This is a genomic window from Glycomyces harbinensis, assembly GCF_900101745.1.
GTDB lineage: Bacteria > Actinomycetota > Actinomycetes > Mycobacteriales > Micromonosporaceae > Glycomyces > Glycomyces harbinensis.
Genome location: NZ_FNAD01000005.1, coordinates 320,924 through 344,022, shown reverse-complemented (window position 1 = coordinate 344,022; position 23,099 = coordinate 320,924). Strand labels below are relative to the sequence as shown.

Here is a 23,099-nt window from a genome sequence, read left to right as displayed (position 1 = left end):
GCGGGGAGCGGGGAGCGGGGAGCGGGGAGCGGGGAGCGGGGAGCGGGGAGCGGGGAGCGGGGAGCGGGGAGCGGCGGAACGCTACGCGCCGCCCTTGGGCTGCACCAGGCCCGACTCGTAGGCGAAGACGACCAGGCCCGCGCGGTCGCGCACGGCGAGCTTCATCATCGCCCGGTGCACATGGGTCTTCGCGGTCGCCGGGCTGATGAACAGGCGCTCGGCGATCTCCCCGTTCGTCAGGCCCCGCGCCACCAGCGCCACGATCTCGGTCTCGCGCGAGGTCAGGCCCTCGATGCGTCCGGCCAGGCGCGAGGGCGGGTGGGCGACGTACTCGGCGACGAGCTTCGCGGCGATCTGCGGCGACAGGAGCGTCTCCCCGGCCGCGGCGGCCCGCACGCACCGCAGCAGCTCCTCGGGCTCGGTGTCCTTGACGAGGTACCCCGCGGCGCCCGCCCGGAGCGCGTCGAAGACGTACGCGTCGAAGGAGTAGTTGGTGAGCATGACGACGCGCATCTCGTCGAGCGCGGGATCGGCGGCGATGGTGCGGACGGCGCTGATGCCGTCGCCGCCGGGCATCTCCACGTCGAGCAGGGCCACGTCGGGCCGGAACCGGGCGGCGAGGCGGGCGGCGGCGGGGCCGTCGGCGGCCTCGGCCACGACGGTCATGTCGTCCTCGGCGTCGATGAGGGCGCGGAAGCCGCCGCGCATGAGCGGCTGGTCGTCGGCGAGCAGGACCCGGATCATCGCGCGGCCTCCGCGGTGGCGGTCTGGGCCGCCTGCGCGGGCACGGGCGGGGCGCTGTCGGAAGGGGCGCTGTTGGAAAGGGCACTGTCGGAAAGGGTGCTGTCGGGGATCTCGGCGCGGACGGTGAAACCGTACTCGCCGGGTCCGACATGGAGGGCGCCGCCGAGGGCGTCGACGCGCTCCCTCATGCCGGTGAGGCCCCGGCCGGGCACGACGCCGGCGGGGTCGCCGTTGTCGGCGACCTCGACGATGAGGACCTCTTCGGTGCGGGCGACGTGGACGCGGACGCGGTCGCCGCCGGAGTGGCGGACGGCGTTCGTCAAGGCCTCCTGGACGATCCGGTAGGCGGCGTGGTCGGCCTCCTGGCCGACCTCGGCGTGGTCGTCGATGACGCACGCGATCTCGATGTCGAAGCCCAGGCCCCGGTAGCGGTCGATGAGGTCGGTGACCCGGGAGAGGCGGTGGCCGTCGTCGTCGCGCAGCATCGTGAGGGTCTCGCGCAGTTCGCGGGTGGCGTCCTTGGCGGCCTCCTCGACGGCGACGAGCGCGGGCGCGGGCTCCTCGCCGCGCTTGCGGGCCAGGTGGAGGGCGACCCCGGCCTGGACGCGGATCACCGAGATCGAGTGGGTCAGGGAGTCGTGCAGTTCGCGGGCGATGCGGACGCGCTCGTCGGCGGCCTTGCGCTTGACGGCCTCCTCGCGGGTGTGCTCGGCCTCGGCCATGTACGCGTCCCTCTGGCGGCGCGACTCGCCCGAGATGAGGGCGACGTGGAGCCAGCCGATGACGAGCATGGACTGCTCCATGACGTTGCCGGTGAGCTGGAATCCGGCGGTCTGCCAGTTGCCGAGGAACGTGAACGTCGACAGGAACAGCACGGTCGCGATGGTGAGCCTGCGGTGCCCCGCGTACATGCACACGGCCACGGCGACCAGGGCCGGGATGGCGCTGAGCGGGCCCAGGTGCAGGTGGCCGATGGCGACGAGGGCCGCCACGTTGACGAGCATGACCGCGCGCGGGTGGCGCCGCCACAGCGGGAACACGGCCGGTCCGGCCGCCAGGAGCGGCCAGGCGTAGAGGGGCACGCCGCTCCCGGCCGCCGCGAACGCGCCCGAGAGCAGGGTGTCGGCCAGCATGACGGCGGCGACGACCAGGTCGAGGCGCCGGCCGGTGAGACGGGTTCCGGGGGGAGTCGTCATGGGCCAATCCTATGGCGGTCCGGGTGCCGCGGCGTCGGCCCGCGGTGCAGGCCCGGCGTACCGCCCAGGGTGTACGCGGGCGCGCCGGATGCCGCGCTCGGCGCGGTCGCGAATGTCGGCGCCGGGACGACGACGCGGGACGCTTCGGCGGGGAGCCTGGAGTCATGCGGCGGCCGTTGCCGCCGAAGCGAGTCGAGGAGAGGCGACCCCCATGGCCTTGAAGGGCACAGTCACTGGAGTCAGGCACGTTGTCCCTGTCGATCCGAAGCGCGCCGAGGGCCTGGTGGCCGACGTGTACCGGCAGGTGGAGTCGGAGTTGGGCGTGATCGGCCCGGCGATCACCTTGCTGTCGCCCGCGCCGGAGCTGCTGGCGCCGGTGTGGGCGCTGCTGCGTGAGTCGCTGCTGGTCGGCGGGCCTCAGGAGCGGAAGGCGAAGGAGGTGGTGGCGACGGTGATCGCGGTGCGCAACGAGTGCCGGTTCTGCACGGACGCGCACACGATGATGCTGCACGCGGCGGGCGAGTCGGAGCTGGCGGAGGCGGTGCGGTCGGGCCGGACGCCGCCTGAGTGGTCGGCGCTGGCCGAGTGGGCGCTGAAGCCGGGCCCGGAGGGGCCGTTCCCGGCGGAGGCGGCGGCGCGGTTCATCGGGACGGCGCTGGCGTTCGAGTTGATCACGCGTCTGGTGAAGGCGTTGGCGGACGACGAGTCGCCGAGCGCGGTGGCGAGCTCGCGGCTGGGGCGCCAGGTCGCCTCGCGTCTGGTGCGGGAGGCGGTGTCCGCCGATCTGGCGCCGGGGGCGAGTCTGCCGCTGCTGGAGGATCTGCCGGGCTGGGTGCGCGATGTGGAGGTGCGGGAGCCGGCGTGGGCGGCGGGTTCGCCGGTGGGCCGGGCGTACGGGGCGGTGCGGGCGATGGCCGGGTACGGGTCGATGCTGCTGAGCGACCAGGCCGCGGATGCGGTGGCGCGCACGGTGGGCGGCGGCGGGACGGGCCTCGCCGGGTCGGCGCCGGAGTTGGCGGGTGCGCAGGGGCTGCCGTCGCAGGCGGCGCTGGGGGCGCGGCTGGCGGTGTCGGCGGCGCTCGCGCCGGGCGCGGTCGCGGAGTCCGATGTGGAGGAGTGGCGCGGTGACGTGTTCAGCGACCACTGCGTGGTCTACCTGCTGACGTACGGGGCGATGACGGCCGTCGACGCCGTCCAGGACGAGATCGAGTTGGAGTGCGCCGCGATGGAGCGCACGGAGCAGAAGGGGAGCGTCGATGCTTAGGGTCTACCGGGTCTGGATCATGCTGCTGCACGCGCTGATCGGGGTGCAGTTCTTCCTGGCGGGGTACGGGGCGCTCGGCACGGGTTCGACGGACGAGTCGTTCTCGCTGCACATCATGAACGGGCGATTGATCGCGGTGGTGGCGCTGGCCGGCATCCTGTTCGCGGCGCTGGCGCGGTCGGGCGGGAAGCTCGTCGGGTTGGCGGCGGGGACGTTCGGCCTGGTGGTGCTGCAGTCGCTGATCGCGCTGGTGAGCGTGGCGGGGACGGTGCCGGGTCAGATCATCTTCGGCTTCCATGCGATCAACGCGTTGATGATCATGGGTGTGGCGGAGGCGTCGGGGCGGCTGGCGAAGCGGTTGATCGCCGGGCGCGGGCCGGCCGAGGCGCCGGTGGAGCCGGCCGCGGCCTGAACCGGGGCGCGGGCCCGCGGCGGTGGAGGCCGCTGCGGGCCTTCACTTTCGGCGGTGTCGGCGGGTCGGTCGGACGGCGGTTCAGCGGGTCTCCGGGCGGTCGATGATGCGCTTCCAGGTGCCGTCGTCTTGGCGGCGCAGGACCTGGGTGCGGGTGCCGGTGCCGTCGGCCGCGACGGTGGAGGCGAGTGCGAGGTCGCCGAAGCGGACGGTGGGCAGCTGCTCCTCGTCGGTGGCGAACTTCGCGCCCTGGTCGGCGATCGCGCGGTACATGGCCTTGATCGCCGCGGCGCCGGTGGTGGACCGGCCGGGCGGGAAGGCCACGACGGCGTCGTCTTCGTAGAGTTCGCCGATGCCGTCGATGTCGCCGGCGTTGAGCCGCTCGGCGACGAGGCGGGTGACGTGCTCGGGTTCGGTGGCGCTCTTGCCGTCGGTTGCCATGGGATGCCCCTCTCGGTTCGTGCGGTCGTCCCCGCCAACGTCCCACCGGCCTCCGACGATTCGGGGCCCTTCAGGCGCATCAGTGACCGGTTTCACCCCCTTTCCCGGTCGTCGGGCCGATCTATGCTGGCGGGCATGGCGACCACCCCTGAGGGCCTGATCTTCCGGCGCGCGGCCCGCGTCCTCATCGTCGACGAGCGGGACCGGGTCCTGCTGTTCTTCGGCGGCGGCCTGATCCGCCAGGACGCCGACTACTACTTCACCGTCGGCGGGGGCGTGGAGGAGGGCGAGTCGCTCGCCGAGGCGGCGGCGCGCGAGGTGGCCGAGGAGACCGGGCTGCGCGTGGCCCCGGCGGACCTCGGCGCCGTGGTGGCGCACACCGCGGGGCCGTGGTCGACGCACGACGGGGTCCGGTTCCATTCGGACGACCATTTCTTCTTCCTCCGCACGGCGCATTTCGAACCCGATCTGAGCGGCCTCGAGGAGGGCGAGGAAAAGGAGATCAGCCGCCACGCGTGGCTCTCGCTCGCCGATCTGGCGGCGACGGACGCGATCGTCTTCCCGGTCGGCCTGGCCGGCGTCCTCGAGCGGCTCCTGTCGGGAGAGCGCCTGGACGCCCCGGTCGAGATGCCCTGGGTCGACCGGAGCGCCGCCGCCTGAGCCGGTACCGGATCGCGGGAGGTGCGGGCGGCTCGCATACTCGTGGGATGGACGCTGGCGAGGTGAAGGCGGTCCGGCGGCGGTGCGCGCGGGTGCTGCTGGTGGACGAGGACGACCGGGTGCTGCTGTTCCACTCCAGGGACTACATGGGGCCCGGCGTCGAGTACTACGTGACCCCCGGCGGCGGGCTCGACGCGGGCGAGACCCTCGAAGCGGGCGCGGTCCGCGAGGTGTTCGAGGAGACGGGCCTGCGCGTCGCGCCCGACACGCTCGGACCGGTCGTCGCCGAGACCGAGGGCGTCTGGTCCGACGGCCCCGACCTGGTCATCCATTCCCGCGACGCGTACTTCTTCCTGCGGGTCGCGCACTTCGAGCCGGTCCGGGACGGGCTCGAGGCGGTCGAGCGGGAGGAGTTCACCGCGGCCCGCTGGCTCGCCCCCGCCGAACTCGCGGCGGTCGACGCCCTGGTCTTCCCCGCACCGGTCGCCTGCCTGCTCAAAGGACTCAGGGCGGGCGCCGAACCCGCTCCGCCCGTTCGGCTTCCGTGGGGCGCATGGACGTGGAACGCGGATCGAGACTGGACGCCTACGGAGCGTGCCGCCATACTTGACCGGTGAACCCGGAGAACGAACCCACCCGAATCGACCGGCACGGCGCGCGCTGCATCGTCATCGACGAGCAGGACTGCGTCCTGTTCATCGGCCGGTCCGCCACCGCCGATCGCCCCGCCCGCTGGTTCCTGCCCGGCGGCGGCATCGACCCCGGCGAGACCATGCGGGACGCCGCCGCGCGCGAGCTGTTCGAGGAGACGGGCCTGCGCGTCGACCAGGGCGACCTCGTCGGGCCGGTGGCCCGCCAGTTCTACCACGCGAACCGCCCGCAGGGCCCGTTCACGCAGGAGAACCACCTCTTCCTCGTCCGCGTCGAACGGTTCGCCCCGCACGTCGCCGGCGGCGACGCCTACGAGATGGACTTCGAGTTCAACTGGATCTCCGCGAGCGGATTCGCCTCCACCGAGGGCTTCGACAACCGGATCGAATCGCTCCTGGACCTGGTGAAACGACTCATCAACGGCGACATCCCCACCGCGCCGGTGGAGCTGGACCCCGCGGGGCCGCCCGCCGAGGCGGCCACGGGCCGATGACCGACATCGAAGCCGAGACGGGCGCCGTGCTGCGCATCGCCGCGCGAATCCTCCTCCTCGACCAGCACGACACCGTCCTGCACATCGGCGGGAACCCCTGCATGGACGGCGTCGTCCGCTGGTTCACCCCCGGCGGCGGCGTCGACCCCGGCGAGACGATCGCGGACGCCGCCTCCCGGGAGCTGCTCGAGGAGACCGGCCTGCGCGTCGGGCCGGAGGCGCTCGGACGGCCGGTCGGCTACGGCGTGTTCACCGGCTTCCCCGAAGGCCGCCTGTTCGTCCAGAAGAACTGGTACTTCTTCCACCGCACCGAGCGCTTCACACCCCGCCTGCACAGCGACATCGCCTACGAGCAGAAGTTCGGCTTCGACTGGCTCCCCGTCGACCGGTGCGGCAGCTCCGACGGCATGGTCCGCCCCGGACTCCTCGTCGACCTCGTCAAGCGCCTGCGCGACGGCGACATCCCCCCGGAGCCGGTCAGCATCGGCGGTTCCTTCTCGCCCCGCTTCGTCGACTGAACCCGAACGCGCAACGGCGCCGCCCCCGCTCAACGAAGCGGAGACGGCGCCGTGAAGCCTTGCGGCCCTTACACTTCGTGCTCGGCGCGGTCGCCCGACCAGTCGGTGTGGAAGGTCCCCTCGCGGTCGACGCGCCGGTACGTGTGCGCCCCGAAGAAGTCCCGCTGCCCCTGGATCAGGGCCGCCGGGAGCCGCCGCGAACGCAGCCCGTCGTAGTAGGCCAGCGCCGAGGAGAAGCCCGGCGTCGGGATGCCCGCGAGCGCGGCCGTCGCCACGACCCGCCGCCACGCGTCCTGCGCGTCGGTCACGATCTTGGTGAACTCGGGCGCGGCCAGGAGCGTCGGCAGGTCCGGGTCGGAGCGCCAGGCCTCGGTGATGCGGTCGAGGAAGCGCGCCCGGATGATGCAGCCCGCGCGCCACAGGGCCGAGCACGAGCCGAGGTCGATGCCCCAGTCGTATTCGGCGCTGGCGGCGGCGATCTGGTCGAAGCCCTGCGCGTAGGCGACGATCTTGGAGGCGTAGAGGGCCTGGCGGACGTCCTCGACGAAGCCGTCGGGGATCGCGGCCTTCTCGGTGGGGCCGGTGAGCAGGTCGACGGCGCCTTCGCGCTGCTTGACGCCCGAGGAGAGGGCCCGCGCGAACGTGGCCTCGGCGATGCCGGTGACCGGGACGCCCAGGTCGAGGGCGTTCTGGACGGTCCAGCGTCCGGTGCCCTTCTGGCCGGCCTGGTCGACGATGACGTCGACGAGGGGTTTGCCGGTGGCGGCGTCGGTGTGGCCGAGGACTTCGGCGGTCACCTCGATGAGGTAGGAGTCGAGGTCGCCGGAGTTCCATTCGGAGAAGATCCGCGCGAGGTCGGCCGGTTCGATGCCGACGCCGCGGCGCAGGAGGTCGTAGGCCTCGCCGATGAGCTGCATGTCGGAGTACTCGATGCCGTTGTGCACCATTTTGACGAAGTGCCCGGCGCCGTCGGGGCCCAACCGGGTGCAGCACGGGGTGCCGTCGGGGGCCTTGGCGCTGATGGCCTCCAGGATCGGGCCGAGGCTCTCGTAGGACTCCTCGGAGCCGCCGGGCATGATCGCGGGGCCCAGGAGGGCGCCCTCCTCGCCGCCGGAGACGCCGGTGCCCACGAAGTGCAGGCCCTGCTCGCGCAGGGCGGCTTCGCGGCGGCGGGTGTTCTCGAAGTGGGCGTTGCCGCCGTCGATGATCATGTCGCCCTCTTCCATGAGGGCGGCGAGCTGGTCGATGACGGCGTCGGTGGCGGGCCCGGCCTGGACCATGATCATGGCCTTGCGGGGCCGCTTGAGGGAGGCGACGAAGTCCTTGAGCTCTTCGGAGGGGACGAAGTCGCCTTCGTCGCCGTGCGCGTCGATCAGGTCCGTGGTCTTGGCGTACGTGCGGTTGTAGACCGCGACGGTGAAGCCGTGGCGGGCGAAGTTCCTGGCGAGGTTGGAGCCCATGACGGCCAGCCCGACCACGCCGATGTCGGCGGTGCTCATGCCTGTCTCCCTAGCGTTGCGTAAGAGGTTCTGTGCGCCGATTGTCGCCGAGCGTCCCGGCGGCGGTGGCACCACCGCCGATCGTATCCACGCTGCGGGATCGGTGCGCGCCGACGGCGCAGGACACGGCGGCGCACTGTCCCGTGCGCGGGACGGTCGGGCCTAGTCTGGGTGCATGCAGTACTACGATTCGGTCCTCGACCTCATCGGCAACACTCCGCTGGTGAAGCTGAACTCGGTCACCGACGGCGCTTCGGCGACCGTGCTCGCGAAGGTCGAGTACCTCAATCCCGGCGGGTCCATCAAGGACCGCATCGCCCAGCGCATGATCGACGAGGCCGAGGCCGCGGGCTTGCTCGTCCCCGGCGGCACGATCGTGGAGCCCACCAGCGGCAACACGGGCGTGGGGCTGGCGATGGTGGCGCAGCAGCGCGGCTACCAGTGCGTGTTCGTGTGTCCGGACAAGGTCTCCGAGGACAAGCGGAACGTGCTCAAGGCGTACGGCGCCGAGGTCGTGGTGTGCCCCACGGCGGTCGACCCGGAGGACCCGCGCTCCTACTACAAGGTCTCCGACCGCCTCATCAGCGAGATCGACAAGGCGTGGAAGCCCGACCAGTACTCGAATCCGGCGAACCCGGCCTCGCACTACCACCAGACGGGCCCCGAGCTGTGGAAGCAGACCGAGGGGCGCATCACGCACCTGGTCGCGGGCGTGGGCACCGGGGGGACGATCACCGGGATCGGCAAGTACCTCAAGGAGGTCTCGGGCGGGAGGGTCCAGGTCGTCGGGGCCGACCCGGAGGGTTCGGTGTACTCGGGCGGGACGGGCCGCCCGTACCTGGTCGAGGGCGTGGGCGAGGACTTCTGGCCCGCGAACTACGACCGGGACCTGGCCGACCGGATCGTGGAGGTCACCGACGCGGAGTCGTTCGCGATGACGCGGCGGCTGGCGCGCGAGGAGGGGCTCCTGGTCGGCGGTTCGGCCGGGATGGCCGTGGTCGGGGCGCTCGCGGTGGCCCGCGACGCCGGCCCCGAGGCCGTCATCGTGGTGGTCCTGCCCGACGGCGGGCGCGGCTACCTGTCGAAGATCTTCAACGACTCCTGGATGACCGAGTTCGGCTTCATGGGCGGCTCGGGCCAGACCACGGTCGGCGAGGTCCTGTCGAGCAAGGGCGGCGACATCCCCGAGCTGGTCCACGTGCACCCGCAGGACACGGTGCGCGAGGCGATCGACATCATGCGCCAGTTCGGGGTGAGCCAGATGCCGGTGCTCAAGGCCGAGCCGCCGGTGACCAGCGGCGAGGTCGCCGGGGCGGTGGCCGAGCGGGACCTCATGGACGCCCTGTTCTCGGGGAAGGCGACGCTGCACGACCCGATCGAGCGGCATGTCGGGGAGGCGCTGCCGACGATCGGCTCGGGCGAGCAGGTCGAGCGGGCCGTCGCGGCGCTGCAGGACCGGGACGCGCTCATGGTCTTCGCCGAGGGCAAGCCCGTCGGCGTGCTCACGCGGCAGGACCTGCTCTCCTACGTCGAGCGCTGACCAGAAAACCGTCGACGGCGCCGCCTTCGGGCGGCGCCGTTTCGCGTGCGCGGCGCGGGAGCGGATCCTAGGATCGTTTGACAGGGCCGACCCCGGCCCCATAATATAAGCTGTAACTTATATAAGGAGGCAGCATGACCGATCCCAACGATCCGATCGCGTCCGCCCGCATGGTGGTGCGCGAGATCCGCACCGGCGAGAGGGACGGCGCCGCGACGAAGGTCCTCGTCGCCAGGCGCACCTACCGCGCCGAGCAGGCCGACGTGTGGGACGCGCTCACCAGCGCCGAGCGGCTCCCCCGCTGGTTCCAGCCGGTGAGCGGCGACCTGAAAGTCGGCGGGCGCTACCAGTTCGAAGCCCAGGCCGGCGGCACGATCGAACGCTGCGACGCCCCCGACGACCTGGCCGTGACCTGGGAGTTCGGCGGCGGCATGTCCTGGCTCCGGGTGCACTTGAGCGCGGGGGACGACGGGACCGTGCTCGAGCTCGTGCACGAGGCCCCGGTCGAACCCGACCTGTGGCGCCAGTACGGGCCCGGCGCGGTCGGCATCGGCTGGGACGGGCTCCTGCACAGCCTCGGCTACCACCTGGGGACGGCCGCGTCGCTGGACACCGACGAGTGGGAGCAGTGGATGACCGGCCCCGAGGGCGCCGCGTACGCCCGCCTCCTGGGCGACGCCTGGGGCGCGGCGGCGATCGCGGACGGCGACGACCCCGAGGAGGCCAAGGCCGCCGTCGACGCGGTCGTGGCCTTCTACACCGTGCCGCCGGAGCAACCGGAAGCGTGAGCGGGGACGGCGCCGGCGCGTCGCCGGCCGGTCCGGCGTTCGACGCGCTCGGCGACCCGGTGCGCCGCCGGATCATGGAGCTGCTGGGCGAGGGCGAGCGGCCCGCGGGGGCCGTGGCCGAGGCGCTCGGCGCCCCGACCGCCTCCAGCGGCCGCGCGGGCGGCCCGATCTCGCAGCCCGCGGTCTCCCAGCACCTCAAGGTGCTGCGCGAGGCCGGGCTCGTCACCGTCCGCGCCGAGGGGACCCGGCGCATCTACGGCGTCGACGAGGCGGGGCTGGCGGCCGTCCGCGCCTGGCTCGAGCGCTTCGCCGACGCCTTCGCCGGCCCGCTCGACGCCCTGGAGACCGAGCTGGCCCGCGGCAAGCGGGAGCGGCGCCTCGCGGAGCGGCCCGGCCGCTCCCGGTCCGACCGCCGCGGGGTCGCCTGAGCGCGCCTGCGTCCCAATAGGAAAGTTTCCGGCTCGTCCGGTTGCGGGGCCTGCGAAAGCGGGTCGCAAACCGGGCGAGTCGGATTTTTTCACGCCTCGCGGCCTTGACAAGCCGACGTGTCCGCCGACACTATAGGGGAGCTACATTTAGGAATCTTTAAATATCTTGGAGGTCCCGTGCGTCCCATCCGCAGAGCAGCGATCATCGCCGCCACCCTAGCGACGGCCGGCGCCGCCGTGGCGGTGCCGATGGCGCTCGCCCACAACGCCTCCGCCGCCGCGGTCTGCGACGGCACCCCCTGGCAGTCCGGCGCGGTCTACACGGGCGGCGACCTCGTCAGCCACCAGGACCGCGAATACCGCGCCAAGTGGTGGACCACCGGCGAGACCCCCGGCACCACCGGCCAGTGGGGCGTCTGGGAGGACCTCGGGGCCTGTGACGGCGCCGAGCCGCCCACCACCGGGGAGCCCACCGACCCGCCCACGGGCGGGCCGGGCCAGGAGGACGTGCTCCTGACCGGCTACTGGCACAACTTCGACAACGGCTCCGGCGTCATGGAGCTCAACGAGGTCCCCGCCGCGTACGACATCATCGCGGTGGCCTTCGCCGAGGCCACGGGCACGCCCGGCCAGGTCGACTTCGCGCTCGACGCGAGCCTGACCGGTGCCGGCTACACCGAGGCCGAGTTCAAGGCCGACATCGACGCGATCCAGGCCCAGGGCCGGGACGTGATCATCTCGGTCGGCGGCGAGCGGGGCACGGTCACCGTCAACGACGGCGCCACCGCGTCGGCCTTCTCGAGCTCGATCGTCGGCCTCATGGACGAGTACGGCTTCGACGGGGTCGACATCGACCTCGAGCACGGCATCAACCCCGGGCCCATGGAGACCGCGCTGCGCTCGGTCAGCAGCGCGAAGCCCGGCTTCACGTACACCATGGCGCCGCAGACGATCGACTTCCAGTCCGCGCAGGGCAGCTACGCGCAGCTCGCGGTGAACACCAAGGACATCCTGACGATCGTCAACATGCAGTACTACAACTCGGGCTCCATGCTCGGGTGCGACGGCCAGGTGTACGCCCAGGGCGACATCGACTTCCTGACCGGCCTGGCGTGCATCCAGCTGGAGGCCGGGCTCGACCCGAGCCAGGTGGGCCTGGGCCTGCCCGCGGTCCAGAGCGCGGCCGGCTCCGGCTACGTGAACCCGACGATGGTCAACGACGCGATCCGCTGCCTCGAGACGCTCCAGGGCTGCGGGAACTTCGTCCCCGACCAGGCCTACCCGGGCATCGGCGGGGCCATGACGTGGTCGATCAACTGGGACGCCACGAACGGCTACAACTTCGCCGACACGGTCGGCTGAGACCGGCCGGCGGCCGAGGCCGCCACCGACCTGTTCCCTCCCCCGCAGGTGGACCGGCCCCGCTCGTTGCGAGCGGGGCCGGTCCCGCGTTCAGCGCCCGACGGCGACCGCGACGCCGTCGAGGATGAGCTCCAGACCGAAGGCGAAGTCGTGCTCGCCGGTGTCGGGCCGGGCCTCTTCGAAGGTGGCGGAGGCGAACAGGGCCGCGACGTCGGGGAACCGGCCGGGGTCGACCAGGGCCGCCATCGCGCGCCCGTAGGCCTGCTCGGCCGCCGCCTGGTCCATGCCGGTGCCGCTGCGGCCCTGCTCCAGGCCCCGCGCGAGTTCGGCGGCGCCGGAGACGTACTGGCTGACCAGCATCACCACCCCCACCTTCGCGCCCCATTCGAGGGCGGTCCCGCGCATGGTCCGCAGTCCCGCGTCGAACCAGGCGATCCCGCAGGGGCCGCTGGGCGGGCCGGTGACCGGCACCTGGACGAGCCACGGGTGGCGCCCCAGGACCTCGGCCTGGGCCAGGGCCCAGGCGCGCAAGCGCTCGCGCCACGGCCCGGTCCCGTCCAACGCGGCGGGCGGCGCGCCCTGCGCGGCGTCGCTCATGAGGACCAGCAGCTCGTCCTTGGAGCCGACGTGGCGGTACAGGGACATCTTGGTGGCGCCGAGGGCCTCGGCCACCGCGGGAAGGGTCACGGCCGCGAGCCCTTCGCGGTCGGCGAGGGCGACCGCGGCGTCGACGACGGCGCCGACGTCGAGCCGGGCCGGGCGCCCGAGCCGCGACTGCGATGAGATGCGCCACAACCGCGCCAGCTCAACGGGCACTTCAGCCTCGTCCATCTCGCACCGCCACCTCCGCACCAGGATCGGTCCTCTGGTGGCACATCATCGCACACCTTATTAGTATCTCTAGGATACTATCCTCTAGACACTAATTATTCCCCCACGTGACCGACTGGAGGCGTCGACATGACCGCCGACCTGCAAGAGGGGCCCCGCATCGCACGGGGCCCCGTCGACAGCGCCGAACGGGCCCTCGCGCCCGACCTCGCCCGCGGCGCGATGCTCCTGTTCATCGCCCTCGCCAACGCCGCCGGCTACTTCCTCGCCAGCGCCCCCGGCGTCGAGACGGACCCGCAGGGCCTGGAGCGCCACTACAACGTGTTCATGGTCGAGTTCGTGCACGCCAGGGCGTTCCCGCTGTTCGCGATCATGTTCGGCTACGGCCTCGTCCAGCTCGCCCGCCGCCAGGAGCGCGCCGGGGCGGACCCGGGGCAGGTCCGCTCGGTGCTGCTGCGGCGGGGCGTCTGGCTGACCGTCTTCGGCGCCGTCCACGGCGTCCTGCTGTACTCGGGCGACTTCCTGGGCGCCTACGGCCTCATCGGGATCGCGTTCACGCTGATCCTGCTCCAGCGCTCCGACAAGGTCCACCGCTTCGCGCCCTGGTACCTCGCGGTCGGCCTCGTCTACGTGCTGGTGCTCGCCGCGATGGCCCTCGCCTCGCTCGGGTCGGGCGCGACATCGGCGGTGTCGGTGACGGCGTTCCCGTCGGTCCGGGCCGCAACCTACCTCGACTCGGTGGCCGAGCGGGCCGCCGAGTGGCCGGTCCACACGCTGACGCTCCTGCCGATGATCCTCATGGTGTGGGTCGGCTCGTGGGCCGCGCGCCGCCGCGTCCTCGAGGAGCCGGCGCGCCACCTGCGGCTGCTGGGCTTCGCCGCAGTCGGCGGACTCGCGATCGCGCTGTCGGCCGGACTGCCGATGGCGCTGCACTCGGGCGGTTTCATCGAGGTGGGCGCCGACGCGACCGCCCCGGTCCGGATGCTCTACGAGACCTCCGGGTTCTTCGGCGGGGTCGGCTATGTGGCGCTGTTCGGGCTGCTCGCGCACGCCCTGACCCGCGGCCGCAAGGCGCCGGGCGCGGTCGTGACGGCCGTGTCGGCGCTCGGGCAGCGCTCGCTGACGGGCTACCTGTTCCAGTCGGTCGCCTGGCTGGTCCTGGCGATGCCGTTCACGTTCGCGCTGGGTGACCGCGTCGGCTCGCCCCTGCTGGTCTCGGGCGCGTGCGCGGTCCTGGTGTGGCTGGCGAGCGTGGTCGGCGCGGAGCTGATGCGCCGCGGCGGGTACCGGGGTCCGGCCGAGACCCTGCTGCGGCGCCTGGTCTACGGGCGCCGCTAGGGCCCCGGTTCAGGCCGAATCAGCGGGAGCTGCGGTCCGCGCCGGGGCGCAGTTCCCGCTCGATCGTGCTCATGCGCGCCTCGGTCTGCATCTCCTCGTCGGTGGGCACGGTGACCACGGCGAAGATGAGGACCAGGAGCACGATCGCGGTGAGCGTGGCCATCGGGAAGATGAGGTCCATGGAGTGGGCGCCGTGCGGCTGCTCGACGGTCTCGCCGCCGATCTGGACGCCGAGCATGGCCGTGTAGTGCATGAGGTTGACGGCCAGGGCCATCACGATCGCCGCGAGCCAGATCGCGGCGGTCTTCTCGAGCCGCCACGAGAGCCACAGCGCGGTGGTGGCGGCGCCGACGGCGATCGCGACGGCAGCGATCACGTAGCCGGTGCGGTGGGTGAGTTCGACGTCGGCGCTGACGGCGGCCATGCCCGTGTAGTGCATGGCGGCGACGCCCGCGCCGGTGAACAGGCCCGCGAGCGCGAGCTTCAGCAGCGTGTAGCGGCCCAGGCCGATCACGAACAGGCCGCAGGCGACCACCGCGACGGCGATGAGGGCGCTGAGCGCGGTCAGGCCCGGGTCGTACAGGAGCTCCGCGTCGGTGACGGTGAAGCCGAGCATGGCGACGAAGTGCATGACCCAGATGCCGGTGCCGCCGATGGCGAACGCGGCGACGGACAGCCACAGGAGGCGCCGTCCCGGTTCCTGGTGGCGGCGGGCGTGGCGCGCCATCAGGAGCCCGAGGGCCGATCCGGTCATGGAGACGAGGAAGGCGACCGGGAGGGTCACGTAGCCGTGGGAGAAGTGCTCGATCATGGGGGCTCCGGTGAGGAGGAAGGCAGGAGCGGGCGCACCCATGGGTGCGGTTTCGGGTAGCGTAGCCTCGCCGGGGCCGCCGAGGGGGTCTCGCGATATTCCCGTATTGCCGTTTACCTGCACTGATGCGGCTTCACGTCAGTCCTTCGAGGACCCCGATCGCACCGTCAAACGCTGACGAATGCCCGCATTTGCGGCCACACTGCCGCGCCATGTTGCACCGTGCGTCGAGGGAAAAATGGCCGCGCGCACCGATCCGGACAATCGACTCGTCCCAGTCCTGAGAAAACTTGCGGCCCAATGGATAACGCAGGTTCGAGCGTCCGCGCCGCTCAATGCGGGTCGAGCACCGGCACGGCCGCTCGGAGGCGTTCCCAGTCGCGCCGGTCGACCATCCGCCTGGCGATGCGGGTCCGCTCCAGGGAGCCGTCGCCGCGCTGGAGGCAGAGCCGGTCGCCCGCGACGACCCAGCGCTCGCCCTCCGCCAGCACCGTTCGCGGCGACCAGCCGTACGCGCCGCGCACGAGCAGCCGGTCCCCCTCGATCACCATGGAGGGGCGGCGCACCACGACGAGGCCGACGAGCAGGACGGCGCCGGACAGGGCCGCCGCCGCGTACCAGAACACGGGATCGGCGTAGCTCGCACCGGGTTCGACCAGCGGCAGCGGGAGCAGCGCGAGGACGCCGACGGGAGCGGCGAACGCGGCCGTCCACAGCGGTGACCGGAGCTTCATGCGGACCCTTTCCGGAGACGGCCCGGCCCGGCCGCCGGGCCGGGTCGGGCGGCGCCCGCTAGGAGATGCTGATCCGCGGCTTGCGGCCGACGGTGAGCACGGGCTTGCGGGTCTCGGCGTAGAAGTCGTTGCCCTTGTCGTCCACGACGATGAACGCCGGGAAGTCCTCGACCTCGATCTTCCAGACCGCCTCCATGCCCAGCTCGGGGTACTCCAGGACCTCCATCGACTTGATGTTGTCCTGGGCGAGCTTGGCGGCCGGGCCGCCGATCGAGCCGAGGTAGAACCCGCCGTGCGACTTGCAGGCGTTCGTGACCTGGTCGGAGCGGTTCCCCTTGGCGAGCATGACGAACGAGCCGCCCGCGGCCTGGAACCGCTCGACGTAGGTGTCCATGCGCCCGGCCGTGGTCGGCCCGAACGATCCGGACGCGTAGCCCTCGGGGGTCTTGGCCGGGCCCGCGTAGTAGACCGCGTGGTCCTTGAGGTACTGCGGCATGGGCTCGCCGGCGTCGAGGCGCTCCTTGATCTTGGCGTGCGCGATGTCGCGGGCGACCACGAGCGTGCCGGTGAGGGACACGCGGGTCTTGACCGGGTGTTTCGAGAGCTCGGCGCGGATCTCGGCCATGGGCCGGTCGAGGTTCACGCGGACCACGTCGGCGTCGAGGTCGTCCTCCTGGACGTCCGGCACGTAGCGGCTCGGGTCGGTCTCCAGCTGCTCCAGGAACACGCCCTCGGCGGTGATCTTGGCCTTCGCCTGGCGGTCGGCCGAGCAGGAGACCGCGATCGCCACGGGCAGGGAGGCGCCGTGGCGCGGGAGGCGGATGACGCGCACGTCGTGGCAGAAGTACTTGCCGCCGAACTGGGCGCCGATCCCGAACTGGCGGGTCAGCTCCAGCACGTGCCGCTCCAGTTCGACGTCGCGGAAGCCGTGCCCGAGCGCCGAGCCTTCGGTGGGCATGTCGTCGAGGTACTTCGTGGACGCGTACTTCGCGGTCTTGAGCGCGAACTCGGCGCTGGTGCCGCCGATGACGACCGCCAGGTGGTAGGGCGGGCAGGCGGCGGTGCCGATCTGGCGGAGCTTCTCCTCCAGGAACCGCATCATCGCGTCGGGGTTGAGGATCGCCTTGGTCTCCTGGAACAGGAAGGACTTGTTGGCGCTGCCGCCGCCCTTGGCGATGAACTGGAACTTGTAGGCGTCGTCGCCGTCGGCGTACAGCTCGATCTGCGCGGGCAGGTTGGAGCCGGTGTTCTTCTCGTCCCACATGGTCACCGGCGCCATCTGGGAGTAGCGCAGGTTGAGGTCGTGGTAGGCCTGCCAGATGCCGCGGGAGAGGTGCTCCTCGTCGCGGCCGTCGGTCAGGACGTGCCTCCCGCGCTTGCCCATGACGATCGCGGTGCCGGTGTCCTGGCACATCGGCAGGACCATCCCTGAGGCGATGTTCGCGTTCTTGAGCAGGTCCATCGCCACGAAGCGGTCGTTGCCGCTGGCCTCGGGGTCGTCGAGGATCGAGCGCAGCTGGGCGAGGTGCGCGGGGCGCAGGTAGTGGGAGATGTCCTTGACGGCCTCCGCCGCGAGGCCGGTGAGGACCTCGGGCTCCACGGTGAGGAAGCGCCTCCCGGCGGCTTCGACCGTGCTCACCCCGTCTTTGGAGAGCAGGCGGTACTCGGTGGTGTCCGGTCCGGTGGGAAGCAGGTCGGTGTACTGGAACTCCGATGTCACGCGTTCCAACTTAGCGCGGGGCGCGGCCGGCCCCGAGGTGAGGCGAAGCTCAGGCGGTGTCGGGCCCTGGAGTGTCGGACCCGGAAGGTAGCGTCACACACAGGCGGCGCGATGCAGACGCACCGCCTGTAAGCAGGTACGATTGCGCGGTTGTCCGCCACCGGACCCGACTCGGGCCCGGCGCGGCACGCGCAAGTGATTCCTCCTGCTGCGGAGAGACCGCAGCCGTTGAGACCAAAGGGGGTGGAGCGATCTTGCGGCATTACGAAGTCATGGTGATCCTCGAACCGAATCTCGAGGAAAGCCAGGTCAGCCCGACTCTGGACAAGTTCCTGAAGGGCGTCAAGGACGCCGGGGGAGCCGTCGACAAGATCGACGTCTGGGGCCGGCGCCGTCTCGCCTATGAGATCAACAAGAGCAACGAGGGCGTCTACGCCGTCGTCGACCTGCAGTCCGAACCCGGTCCCGTCGCTGAGATGGACCGTCAGATGCGACTCAGCGAGTCGGTCCTGCGGGCCAAGGTGCTGCGACCGGAGCTTCGGTAACCCGACCTAGCAACTGCGAGACCTGAGGAGAATAGGTCATGGCAGGAGAGACAGTCATCACGGTTATCGGCAACCTCGTCGACGACCCCGAACTGCGTTACACGCCGTCCGGTGCCGCCGTCGCGAAGTTCCGTATCGCATCGACGCCGCGTGCGTTCGACAGAGAGACGAACGCGTGGAAAGACGGTGAGGCCCTGTTCCTCACCTGCAGCGTCTGGCGCCAGTACGCCGAGAACGTCGCCGAGTCGCTGTCGCGCGGTACCCGCGTGATCGTGCAGGGCAGGCTCAAGCAGCGCAGCTACGAGACCCGCGAGGGCGAGAAGCGCACTGTGTACGAGCTCGACGTCGAGGAAGTCGGCCCCGCGCTGCGTTTTTCCACCGCGAAGCTCAACAAGTCCGGCAGCGGTTCCGGCGGCGGAGGCGGTCGTTCCTTCGGGGGCGGCGGCAACTCCTCCGGCGGCGGATCGGCACCTGACGACCCTTGGGCCTCGGCCGCCCCTGCCGGCGCTCCCGCCGGCAACGCGGGCTTCGACGAGGACCCGCCGTTCTAACCGGGCCAGCCCCGGAACGATCTCGATTAAGAGGCAAGACAACACATGGCCAACCCGAAATCGGCTCCCCTGCGGAAGCCGAAGAAGAAGCCGAACCCGCTTGAAAAAGAGGGTATCGAGTACGTCGACTACAAGGACACGGCGCTGCTGCGGAAGTTCATCTCCGACCGCGGCAAGATCCGTGCCCGCCGAGTGACCGGCGTGACCACCCAGCAGCAGCGCCAGATCGCCGCGGCCGTCAAGAACGCCCGCGAGATGGCCCTGCTCCCGTACACCAGCCAGACCCGATAAGGAAGGAGCGCGCTTATGAAGATCATCCTGACTCATGAGGTGCCCAACCTCGGCTCGGCCGGTGACGTGGTCGAGGTCAAGCCCGGTTACGGGCGCAACTACCTGCTGCCGCAGGGCCTGGCGATCGCCTGGACCAAGGGCGGTCAGAAGGAAGTCGACTCGATCCAGCGCGCCCGTGCGGCCCGCCAGATCAACGACCTGGACCAGGCCCGCTCGGTGGCCGACAAGCTGAAGCAGACGGACGCCCACATCGTCGCCCGCACGGGCAACGGGGACCGCCTCTTCGGCTCGATCACCGCCGCCGACGTGGTGAAGGCCGTCGACGAGGCCGGGGGTCCGAAGATCGACCGCCGCCGCGTCGAGCTGGCCTCGGCCATCAAGTCGATCGGCACCTACGACATCGCCGTGAAGCTGCACCCGGAGGTGACCGCGAAGTTCAAGCTTCAGGTCACGCCGGCCAAGCGCCGCAAGAAGTAGTGGGACCCGACGGGGCCCGCGACCGGCGACGGTCGCGGGCCCTGTTCATGTCCGTTCCCTCTTCGGGGTGAATCCTCGCGGGGCCTCAGATGACCCAGCCGGCCGTCCGCAGCACCACCGTCACCAGGCCCGCGCCGAGGATCGCCGCGGCCGATCCGGCCACGCCCGCGCGCCACCCGGCCCGCGGCAGCCGCAGCAGCACCGCCACCAGCAGGCTCGCCGTCAGCGACGACAGCGTCCAGGCCCAGCCGCCGGCGACCGCCGCGCCGATCCGGCCCGCCGCCGTGCAGCCCGTCTCGGCGCACTTCGCGTCGACCGGCGCCTGCGACAGCACCCACGTCAGGTAGACCACCGCGGGCACGGCGTACCAGGCGAGGGTCACCAGCAACGTCGGGGTGAACGCGCGCTCGCCGGGCCGGTCGTCGCCGTCGGGGTCGAGACGGGGCCTGCGCTCGGGGCGCTGGGGAGCGGTCATGCGCCGCACTCTCCTCTGATCCGTGCCGGGGGTCGTCCACCACTGTAGTGGCAAGTTGGCACGAACGAATTTCCGTCCACAGGCGGTGGACGGCGCCGCCCCTGCTGACGCCCCTGATCCGAGCCCGGATCACCTTCTTGTCCACAGGTTGTCCACAGGCCCGGGCCTAGTTATCCACAGGTTATCCACAGCTTTGTCCACAGGTTGTCCACAGACCCGTTTGCAACCGTGCCCGGGGCGACATAGCGTCATTGACGCCGCCGTTCTGTCGGATGCAGGCGGTACATTCACAGTGAACGCACGGTGACCGAGGGGGTGACGGCATGACCGACGTGTCGACGGAAGGTGCCTTCTCGCGACGTGCGAACGGCGCGAACGGATCCGGCGGTTCCTATTTCGACTCCCCGCCCGAGGACCCCTTCAGCGGCGGCGGTGGAGGAGGTGGGGGCGGCGGCGCCCGCACCTATGAGCGCACCCCGCCCCAGGACCTCCAGGCCGAGATGTCGGTCCTCGGCGGCATGCTCATGAGCAAGGACGCGATCGCCGACGTCATCGAGGTCCTCGGCCAGGGCGACTTCTACAAGCCCGCCCACGGCATGATCTTCGACGCGGTCATCGACAAGTTCGGCAACGGCGAGCCGGCCGACGCGGTGACGATCGCCGCGGCCCTCGCCGACTCCGGCGACCTCGCCAAGATCGGCGGCGGCCCGTACCTGCACGACCTGCTCAACGCGGTGCCCACGGCCGCGAACGCCGGGTACTACGCGAAGATCGTCAAGGAGAAGGCGATCCTGCGCCGCCTCATCGAGGCCGGGACCAAAGTGGTCCAGTACGGCTACGGCGGCGGCCAGGGCGGGCGCGACATCGACGACCTGGTCGACCTCGCCCAGCAGGCGGTGTACGAGGTCACGGACAACCGCCAGAGCGAGGACTTCGCGGTGCTGTCGGACCTCCTGCAGCCCGCGATGGACGAGATCGAGGCGATCGGCGCCAGCCAGGGCCTCATGACCGGCATCCCGACCGGCTTCGCCGACCTCGACCGGCTGCTCTCGGGCCTCCAGGCCGGGCAGCTCATCATCGTCGCCGGCCGCCCCGGCGCCGGCAAGTCGACCGCCGCCATGGACTTCATGCGGCACGCCTCGCTCCACCACCGCCACGCCGCGGCCTTGTTCAGCCTCGAGATGAGCAAGCTCGAGATCGTCATGCGGCTCTTGAGCGCCGAGACGCGGGTGCCGATGCACGTCCTGCGGTCGGGCGACCTGTCCGACGACGACTGGACGCGCCTGGCCAAGCGCATGGGCGACATCTCCGAGGCGCCGCTGTTCGTCGACGACACCGCGTCGATGACCATGATGGAGATCCGGGCCAAGGCCCGGCGCCTCAAGCAGCGCCACGACCTCAAGCTCATCGTGGTCGACTACCTGCAGCTGATGACCTCGCCGAAGAAGACCGAGTCGCGCCAGCAGGAGGTCTCGGAGATCAGCCGCGGGCTCAAGCTGCTGGCCAAGGAAGTGCAGTGCCCGGTGATCGCGGTCGCCCAGCTCAACCGCGGGCCCGAGCAGCGCACCGACAAGCGCCCGCAGCTGTCGGACCTGCGCGAGTCCGGTTCGCTGGAGCAGGACGCCGACGTGGTCATCCTCCTGCACCGCGAGGACTACTACGACAAGGAGTCCCCGCGCGCGGGCGAGGCCGACTTCATCGTCGCCAAGCACCGCAACGGCGCGACGGACACGATCACCGTCGCGGCCCAGCTGCACCTCTCGCGCTTCGTCGACATGGCCGTGTAGGAGCCCGAACCGCCCGCCCCGGCCGCTCTCCCGCCTGCGGTTCCCCTACTAACGGTTAGAGCAACGGCCGTCCCCAGCCCCCACCCTCCCAGAGGGGACCGTGGCGTCCACAATGCCGCGGGGGTGCGACAAGAACCGGCCCGCCGGGCCGATATGTCACCCGAACGGGTGCGGCGCCGCCCTCCGTCAGCGCCACCACTCGACCGCGAGCGAGGGGCCGGGGCCGGTCTCGTGCTCGAGGTCGTCGACCACCTCGTCGTCCACGGGGAGCCCCGTGAACAGCGTGCCGACGGCCGAGCCCGCGATCGCGTCGCGCAGCGGCAGCCACCAGCCCAGCAGCACCACCGGGTACAGCAGGTACCCGAAGCGCGTCGAGGGCATGAGCAGGAACGCCGCCGAGAGCCCCGCGACGCACCACATCGCCGCGGACGCCGCCGACGCCGGCGGGCGCGTCCACAGCAGCCACGCGATCACGACGGCCGCCAGGCCCAGCAGCGCCGGGGCGATCAGGTCGCCGCCCGGAACGTGCTCGGCGATGAGGAATCCGGGCAGCGGCGACTGCGCCGGCGAGGTGACGACGCCGTGGCCGAGCCCGAACGCGATCACGTTGTCGAAGAACCCTCGCGCATCGGTCGCCAGGACCGGCAGCATCGTCACCGCCACCGGCAGGGCGAACCCGCCGAGGTAGCGGCGCAGGTTCCCGTTGCGCCACAAGAGGAACGCCAGGACCACGGCGACCGGCCAGGCGAACAGCTTGAGCGAGGCCGCCGCGCCGACCGCCAGGCCCGCCCCGAAGGACCGCTCGCGGTGGGCCAGGGCGAGCGCGAGGACCATGAGCGCGACCACCGGCATGTCGTCGCCGCCGGTCGCGAACGTCAACGCGCACACCGGGAAGACGAACGTGGCCTGCACGGCGCGCAGCAGCGGGCCCTTGCCCGCGCCGGCGGCTTCGAGTGCGCCGCCCTCGACGGCAGCGCCCTGGAGCGCACCGCCGCCGCGCAGGAGCCGGACGGCCGCGTACGCGCACGCGGCCGCGGCGAGGAGGAAGTAGACGCGGGCGTCGGTCCACCAGTGCTCGCCGAGGAGCGCGGCCGGGATGCCGAAGACGGCCATGCCCGGCTGGTAGGGGTTGTAGCCGAGCAGGGGTTCGGGGAGCGCGGCGATCGAGTCGGCGCGGAGGTAGGGGCTGCCGGTCTCCAGCAGCCGCGTGCCGGAGGCCTCGACCACGAGGACTTCCTCCTGGGCCCGTCCGCTGACGCCCGCGGCGCGGTCGATCGCCATGAACACCAAGGGGATCGCGGCGACGGCGACCGCGGTGGCCCCGGCGACGATGGCCCTGCGGCGCCAGACCGCGCCCGGCTGGGTCAGGAGGATCGCGGCGCAGACGGCCGCCGGGAGGTAGCCGCCGAACGCGATCGCGCCCCACTGGGCGTGCGAGTCGAGGGTCGTCCACAGCGCGGTCGCGCCCGCGAAGAGCGCGGCCAGGGAGTAGAAGGCGAGGTCGATGATGAGCGGGCGGTTGGACACCCGGACAGCGTACGGC

Annotated in this window: 26 protein-coding genes; 16 read left to right on the top strand and 10 right to left on the bottom strand. The window is 71.7% G+C overall.

Annotated elements, in window-relative coordinates; translation table 11 throughout:
• Positions 1–81: 81 nt before the first annotated feature.
• The gene (locus BLQ63_RS11510) at positions 82–744 is read right to left on the bottom strand and encodes a response regulator (RefSeq protein WP_091033841.1); all 663 of its coding nucleotides are present in this window, start codon (positions 742–744) and stop codon (positions 82–84) included.
• Complete coding sequence (locus BLQ63_RS11505; RefSeq protein WP_091033838.1) at positions 741–1,940, bottom strand: sensor histidine kinase; 1,200 nt, start codon at positions 1,938–1,940, stop codon at positions 741–743. Before BLQ63_RS11505 ends, BLQ63_RS11510 begins: the two co-directional genes overlap by 4 nt.
• Before the next feature lie 211 nt (positions 1,941–2,151).
• Between BLQ63_RS11505 and BLQ63_RS11500 the strand changes: the two genes are divergently transcribed.
• Positions 2,152–3,204, top strand: a complete 1,053-nt coding sequence (locus BLQ63_RS11500) for a carboxymuconolactone decarboxylase family protein (protein WP_177154889.1) — start codon at positions 2,152–2,154, stop codon at positions 3,202–3,204.
• Entirely contained in the window at positions 3,197–3,616 is a 420-nt protein-coding gene (locus tag BLQ63_RS11495) for a DUF6220 domain-containing protein (RefSeq protein ID WP_091033830.1), read from the top strand. The genes BLQ63_RS11500 and BLQ63_RS11495 overlap by 8 nt, the downstream gene beginning before the upstream one ends.
• Positions 3,617–3,697: 81 nt before the next feature.
• Here the strand turns inward: BLQ63_RS11495 and BLQ63_RS11490 are convergent, their stop codons facing one another.
• Positions 3,698–4,057 (bottom strand): YybH family protein, encoded by a 360-nt coding sequence (locus BLQ63_RS11490; RefSeq protein ID WP_091033826.1) that lies wholly within the window; start codon positions 4,055–4,057, stop codon positions 3,698–3,700.
• 135 nt (positions 4,058–4,192) lie between these two features.
• Here BLQ63_RS11490 and BLQ63_RS28835 point away from each other — a divergent pair, with 135 nt between their 5' ends.
• Genes BLQ63_RS28835 through BLQ63_RS11470 form a run of 4 tightly spaced genes read left to right on the top strand, consistent with a single transcriptional unit; the run spans position 4,193 to position 6,379 of the window.
• Positions 4,193–4,717, top strand: coding sequence for an NUDIX domain-containing protein (locus BLQ63_RS28835; protein ID WP_091033975.1), 525 nt, complete (start codon positions 4,193–4,195; stop codon positions 4,715–4,717).
• A 47-nt stretch (positions 4,718–4,764) separates the two neighbouring features.
• Positions 4,765–5,334 carry an NUDIX hydrolase gene (locus BLQ63_RS11480; RefSeq protein WP_091033822.1) on the top strand — a complete coding sequence of 190 codons (570 nt, stop codon included), beginning with the start codon at positions 4,765–4,767 and terminating at the stop codon, positions 5,332–5,334.
• Positions 5,331–5,861 carry an NUDIX domain-containing protein gene (locus BLQ63_RS11475; protein ID WP_091033818.1) on the top strand — a complete coding sequence of 177 codons (531 nt, stop codon included), beginning with the start codon at positions 5,331–5,333 and terminating at the stop codon, positions 5,859–5,861. Before BLQ63_RS11480 ends, BLQ63_RS11475 begins: the two co-directional genes overlap by 4 nt.
• Positions 5,858–6,379, top strand: coding sequence for an NUDIX domain-containing protein (locus tag BLQ63_RS11470; RefSeq protein WP_091033813.1), 522 nt, complete (start codon positions 5,858–5,860; stop codon positions 6,377–6,379). Before BLQ63_RS11475 ends, BLQ63_RS11470 begins: the two co-directional genes overlap by 4 nt.
• A gap of 68 nt (positions 6,380–6,447) precedes the next feature.
• Here BLQ63_RS11470 and gndA read toward each other — a convergent pair whose 3' ends face one another.
• Positions 6,448–7,878, bottom strand: coding sequence for an NADP-dependent phosphogluconate dehydrogenase (gene gndA, locus BLQ63_RS11465; RefSeq protein ID WP_091033809.1), 1,431 nt, complete (start codon positions 7,876–7,878; stop codon positions 6,448–6,450).
• Positions 7,879–8,053: 175 nt separating this feature from the next.
• Here gndA and BLQ63_RS11460 point away from each other — a divergent pair, with 175 nt between their 5' ends.
• The 4 genes from BLQ63_RS11460 to BLQ63_RS11445 all read left to right on the top strand — a co-directional run bounded on the left by BLQ63_RS11460 (position 8,054) and on the right by BLQ63_RS11445 (position 11,996).
• On the top strand, positions 8,054–9,418 hold the full coding sequence (locus tag BLQ63_RS11460) for a cystathionine beta-synthase (RefSeq protein ID WP_091033805.1): 1,365 nt from the start codon (positions 8,054–8,056) through the stop codon (positions 9,416–9,418).
• A gap of 134 nt (positions 9,419–9,552) precedes the next feature.
• Positions 9,553–10,206, top strand: coding sequence for an SRPBCC family protein (locus BLQ63_RS11455; protein ID WP_091033801.1), 654 nt, complete (start codon positions 9,553–9,555; stop codon positions 10,204–10,206).
• Positions 10,203–10,634, top strand: coding sequence for an ArsR/SmtB family transcription factor (locus BLQ63_RS11450; protein WP_245680945.1), 432 nt, complete (start codon positions 10,203–10,205; stop codon positions 10,632–10,634). The genes BLQ63_RS11455 and BLQ63_RS11450 overlap by 4 nt, the downstream gene beginning before the upstream one ends.
• A 186-nt stretch (positions 10,635–10,820) precedes the next feature.
• Positions 10,821–11,996, top strand: coding sequence for a glycosyl hydrolase family 18 protein (locus tag BLQ63_RS11445; RefSeq protein ID WP_419774928.1), 1,176 nt, complete (start codon positions 10,821–10,823; stop codon positions 11,994–11,996).
• 90 nt (positions 11,997–12,086) lie between these two features.
• On the opposite strand, the gene BLQ63_RS11440 is transcribed toward BLQ63_RS11445, so the two are convergent.
• On the bottom strand, positions 12,087–12,827 hold the full coding sequence (locus BLQ63_RS11440; RefSeq protein WP_177154888.1) for a TetR/AcrR family transcriptional regulator: 741 nt from the start codon (positions 12,825–12,827) through the stop codon (positions 12,087–12,089).
• Positions 12,828–12,956: 129 nt separating this feature from the next.
• On the opposite strand from BLQ63_RS11440, the gene BLQ63_RS11435 reads away from it, so the two are divergent.
• Positions 12,957–14,165 carry a DUF418 domain-containing protein gene (locus BLQ63_RS11435; protein ID WP_091033798.1) on the top strand — a complete coding sequence of 403 codons (1,209 nt, stop codon included), beginning with the start codon at positions 12,957–12,959 and terminating at the stop codon, positions 14,163–14,165.
• A 19-nt stretch (positions 14,166–14,184) separates the two neighbouring features.
• On the opposite strand, the gene BLQ63_RS11430 is transcribed toward BLQ63_RS11435, so the two are convergent.
• The 3 genes from BLQ63_RS11430 to BLQ63_RS11420 all read right to left on the bottom strand — a co-directional run bounded on the left by BLQ63_RS11430 (position 14,185) and on the right by BLQ63_RS11420 (position 17,430).
• Positions 14,185–14,976 carry an MHYT domain-containing protein gene (locus BLQ63_RS11430; RefSeq protein ID WP_177154887.1) on the bottom strand — a complete coding sequence of 264 codons (792 nt, stop codon included), beginning with the start codon at positions 14,974–14,976 and terminating at the stop codon, positions 14,185–14,187.
• Positions 14,977–15,308: 332 nt separating this feature from the next.
• Positions 15,309–15,710 (bottom strand): hypothetical protein, encoded by a 402-nt coding sequence (locus BLQ63_RS11425; protein ID WP_091033790.1) that lies wholly within the window; start codon positions 15,708–15,710, stop codon positions 15,309–15,311.
• A gap of 58 nt (positions 15,711–15,768) precedes the next feature.
• Positions 15,769–17,430 (bottom strand): fumarate hydratase, encoded by a 1,662-nt coding sequence (locus BLQ63_RS11420; RefSeq protein WP_091033786.1) that lies wholly within the window; start codon positions 17,428–17,430, stop codon positions 15,769–15,771.
• A 254-nt stretch (positions 17,431–17,684) separates the two neighbouring features.
• Here BLQ63_RS11420 and rpsF point away from each other — a divergent pair, with 254 nt between their 5' ends.
• Genes rpsF through rplI form a run of 4 tightly spaced genes read left to right on the top strand, consistent with a single transcriptional unit; the run spans position 17,685 to position 19,294 of the window.
• Positions 17,685–17,975, top strand: a complete 291-nt coding sequence (gene rpsF / locus BLQ63_RS11415; protein ID WP_091033783.1) for a 30S ribosomal protein S6 — start codon at positions 17,685–17,687, stop codon at positions 17,973–17,975.
• A 38-nt stretch (positions 17,976–18,013) separates the two neighbouring features.
• The gene (locus BLQ63_RS11410; RefSeq protein ID WP_091033780.1) at positions 18,014–18,526 is read left to right on the top strand and encodes a single-stranded DNA-binding protein; all 513 of its coding nucleotides are present in this window, start codon (positions 18,014–18,016) and stop codon (positions 18,524–18,526) included.
• A 45-nt stretch (positions 18,527–18,571) separates the two neighbouring features.
• On the top strand, positions 18,572–18,817 hold the full coding sequence (rpsR, locus tag BLQ63_RS11405) for a 30S ribosomal protein S18 (RefSeq protein WP_030160643.1): 246 nt from the start codon (positions 18,572–18,574) through the stop codon (positions 18,815–18,817).
• A gap of 15 nt (positions 18,818–18,832) precedes the next feature.
• Positions 18,833–19,294, top strand: coding sequence for a 50S ribosomal protein L9 (gene rplI / locus BLQ63_RS11400; protein ID WP_091033776.1), 462 nt, complete (start codon positions 18,833–18,835; stop codon positions 19,292–19,294).
• Positions 19,295–19,379: 85 nt separating this feature from the next.
• Here rplI and BLQ63_RS11395 read toward each other — a convergent pair whose 3' ends face one another.
• Positions 19,380–19,769 carry a hypothetical protein gene (locus tag BLQ63_RS11395; protein WP_091033773.1) on the bottom strand — a complete coding sequence of 130 codons (390 nt, stop codon included), beginning with the start codon at positions 19,767–19,769 and terminating at the stop codon, positions 19,380–19,382.
• A gap of 323 nt (positions 19,770–20,092) precedes the next feature.
• Here BLQ63_RS11395 and dnaB point away from each other — a divergent pair, with 323 nt between their 5' ends.
• Positions 20,093–21,556 carry a replicative DNA helicase gene (gene dnaB / locus BLQ63_RS11390; RefSeq protein WP_091033770.1) on the top strand — a complete coding sequence of 488 codons (1,464 nt, stop codon included), beginning with the start codon at positions 20,093–20,095 and terminating at the stop codon, positions 21,554–21,556.
• A 186-nt stretch (positions 21,557–21,742) separates the two neighbouring features.
• Here the strand turns inward: dnaB and BLQ63_RS11385 are convergent, their stop codons facing one another.
• Positions 21,743–23,083, bottom strand: coding sequence for a glycosyltransferase 87 family protein (locus tag BLQ63_RS11385; RefSeq protein ID WP_218125210.1), 1,341 nt, complete (start codon positions 23,081–23,083; stop codon positions 21,743–21,745).
• Positions 23,084–23,099: the final 16 nt, after the last annotated feature.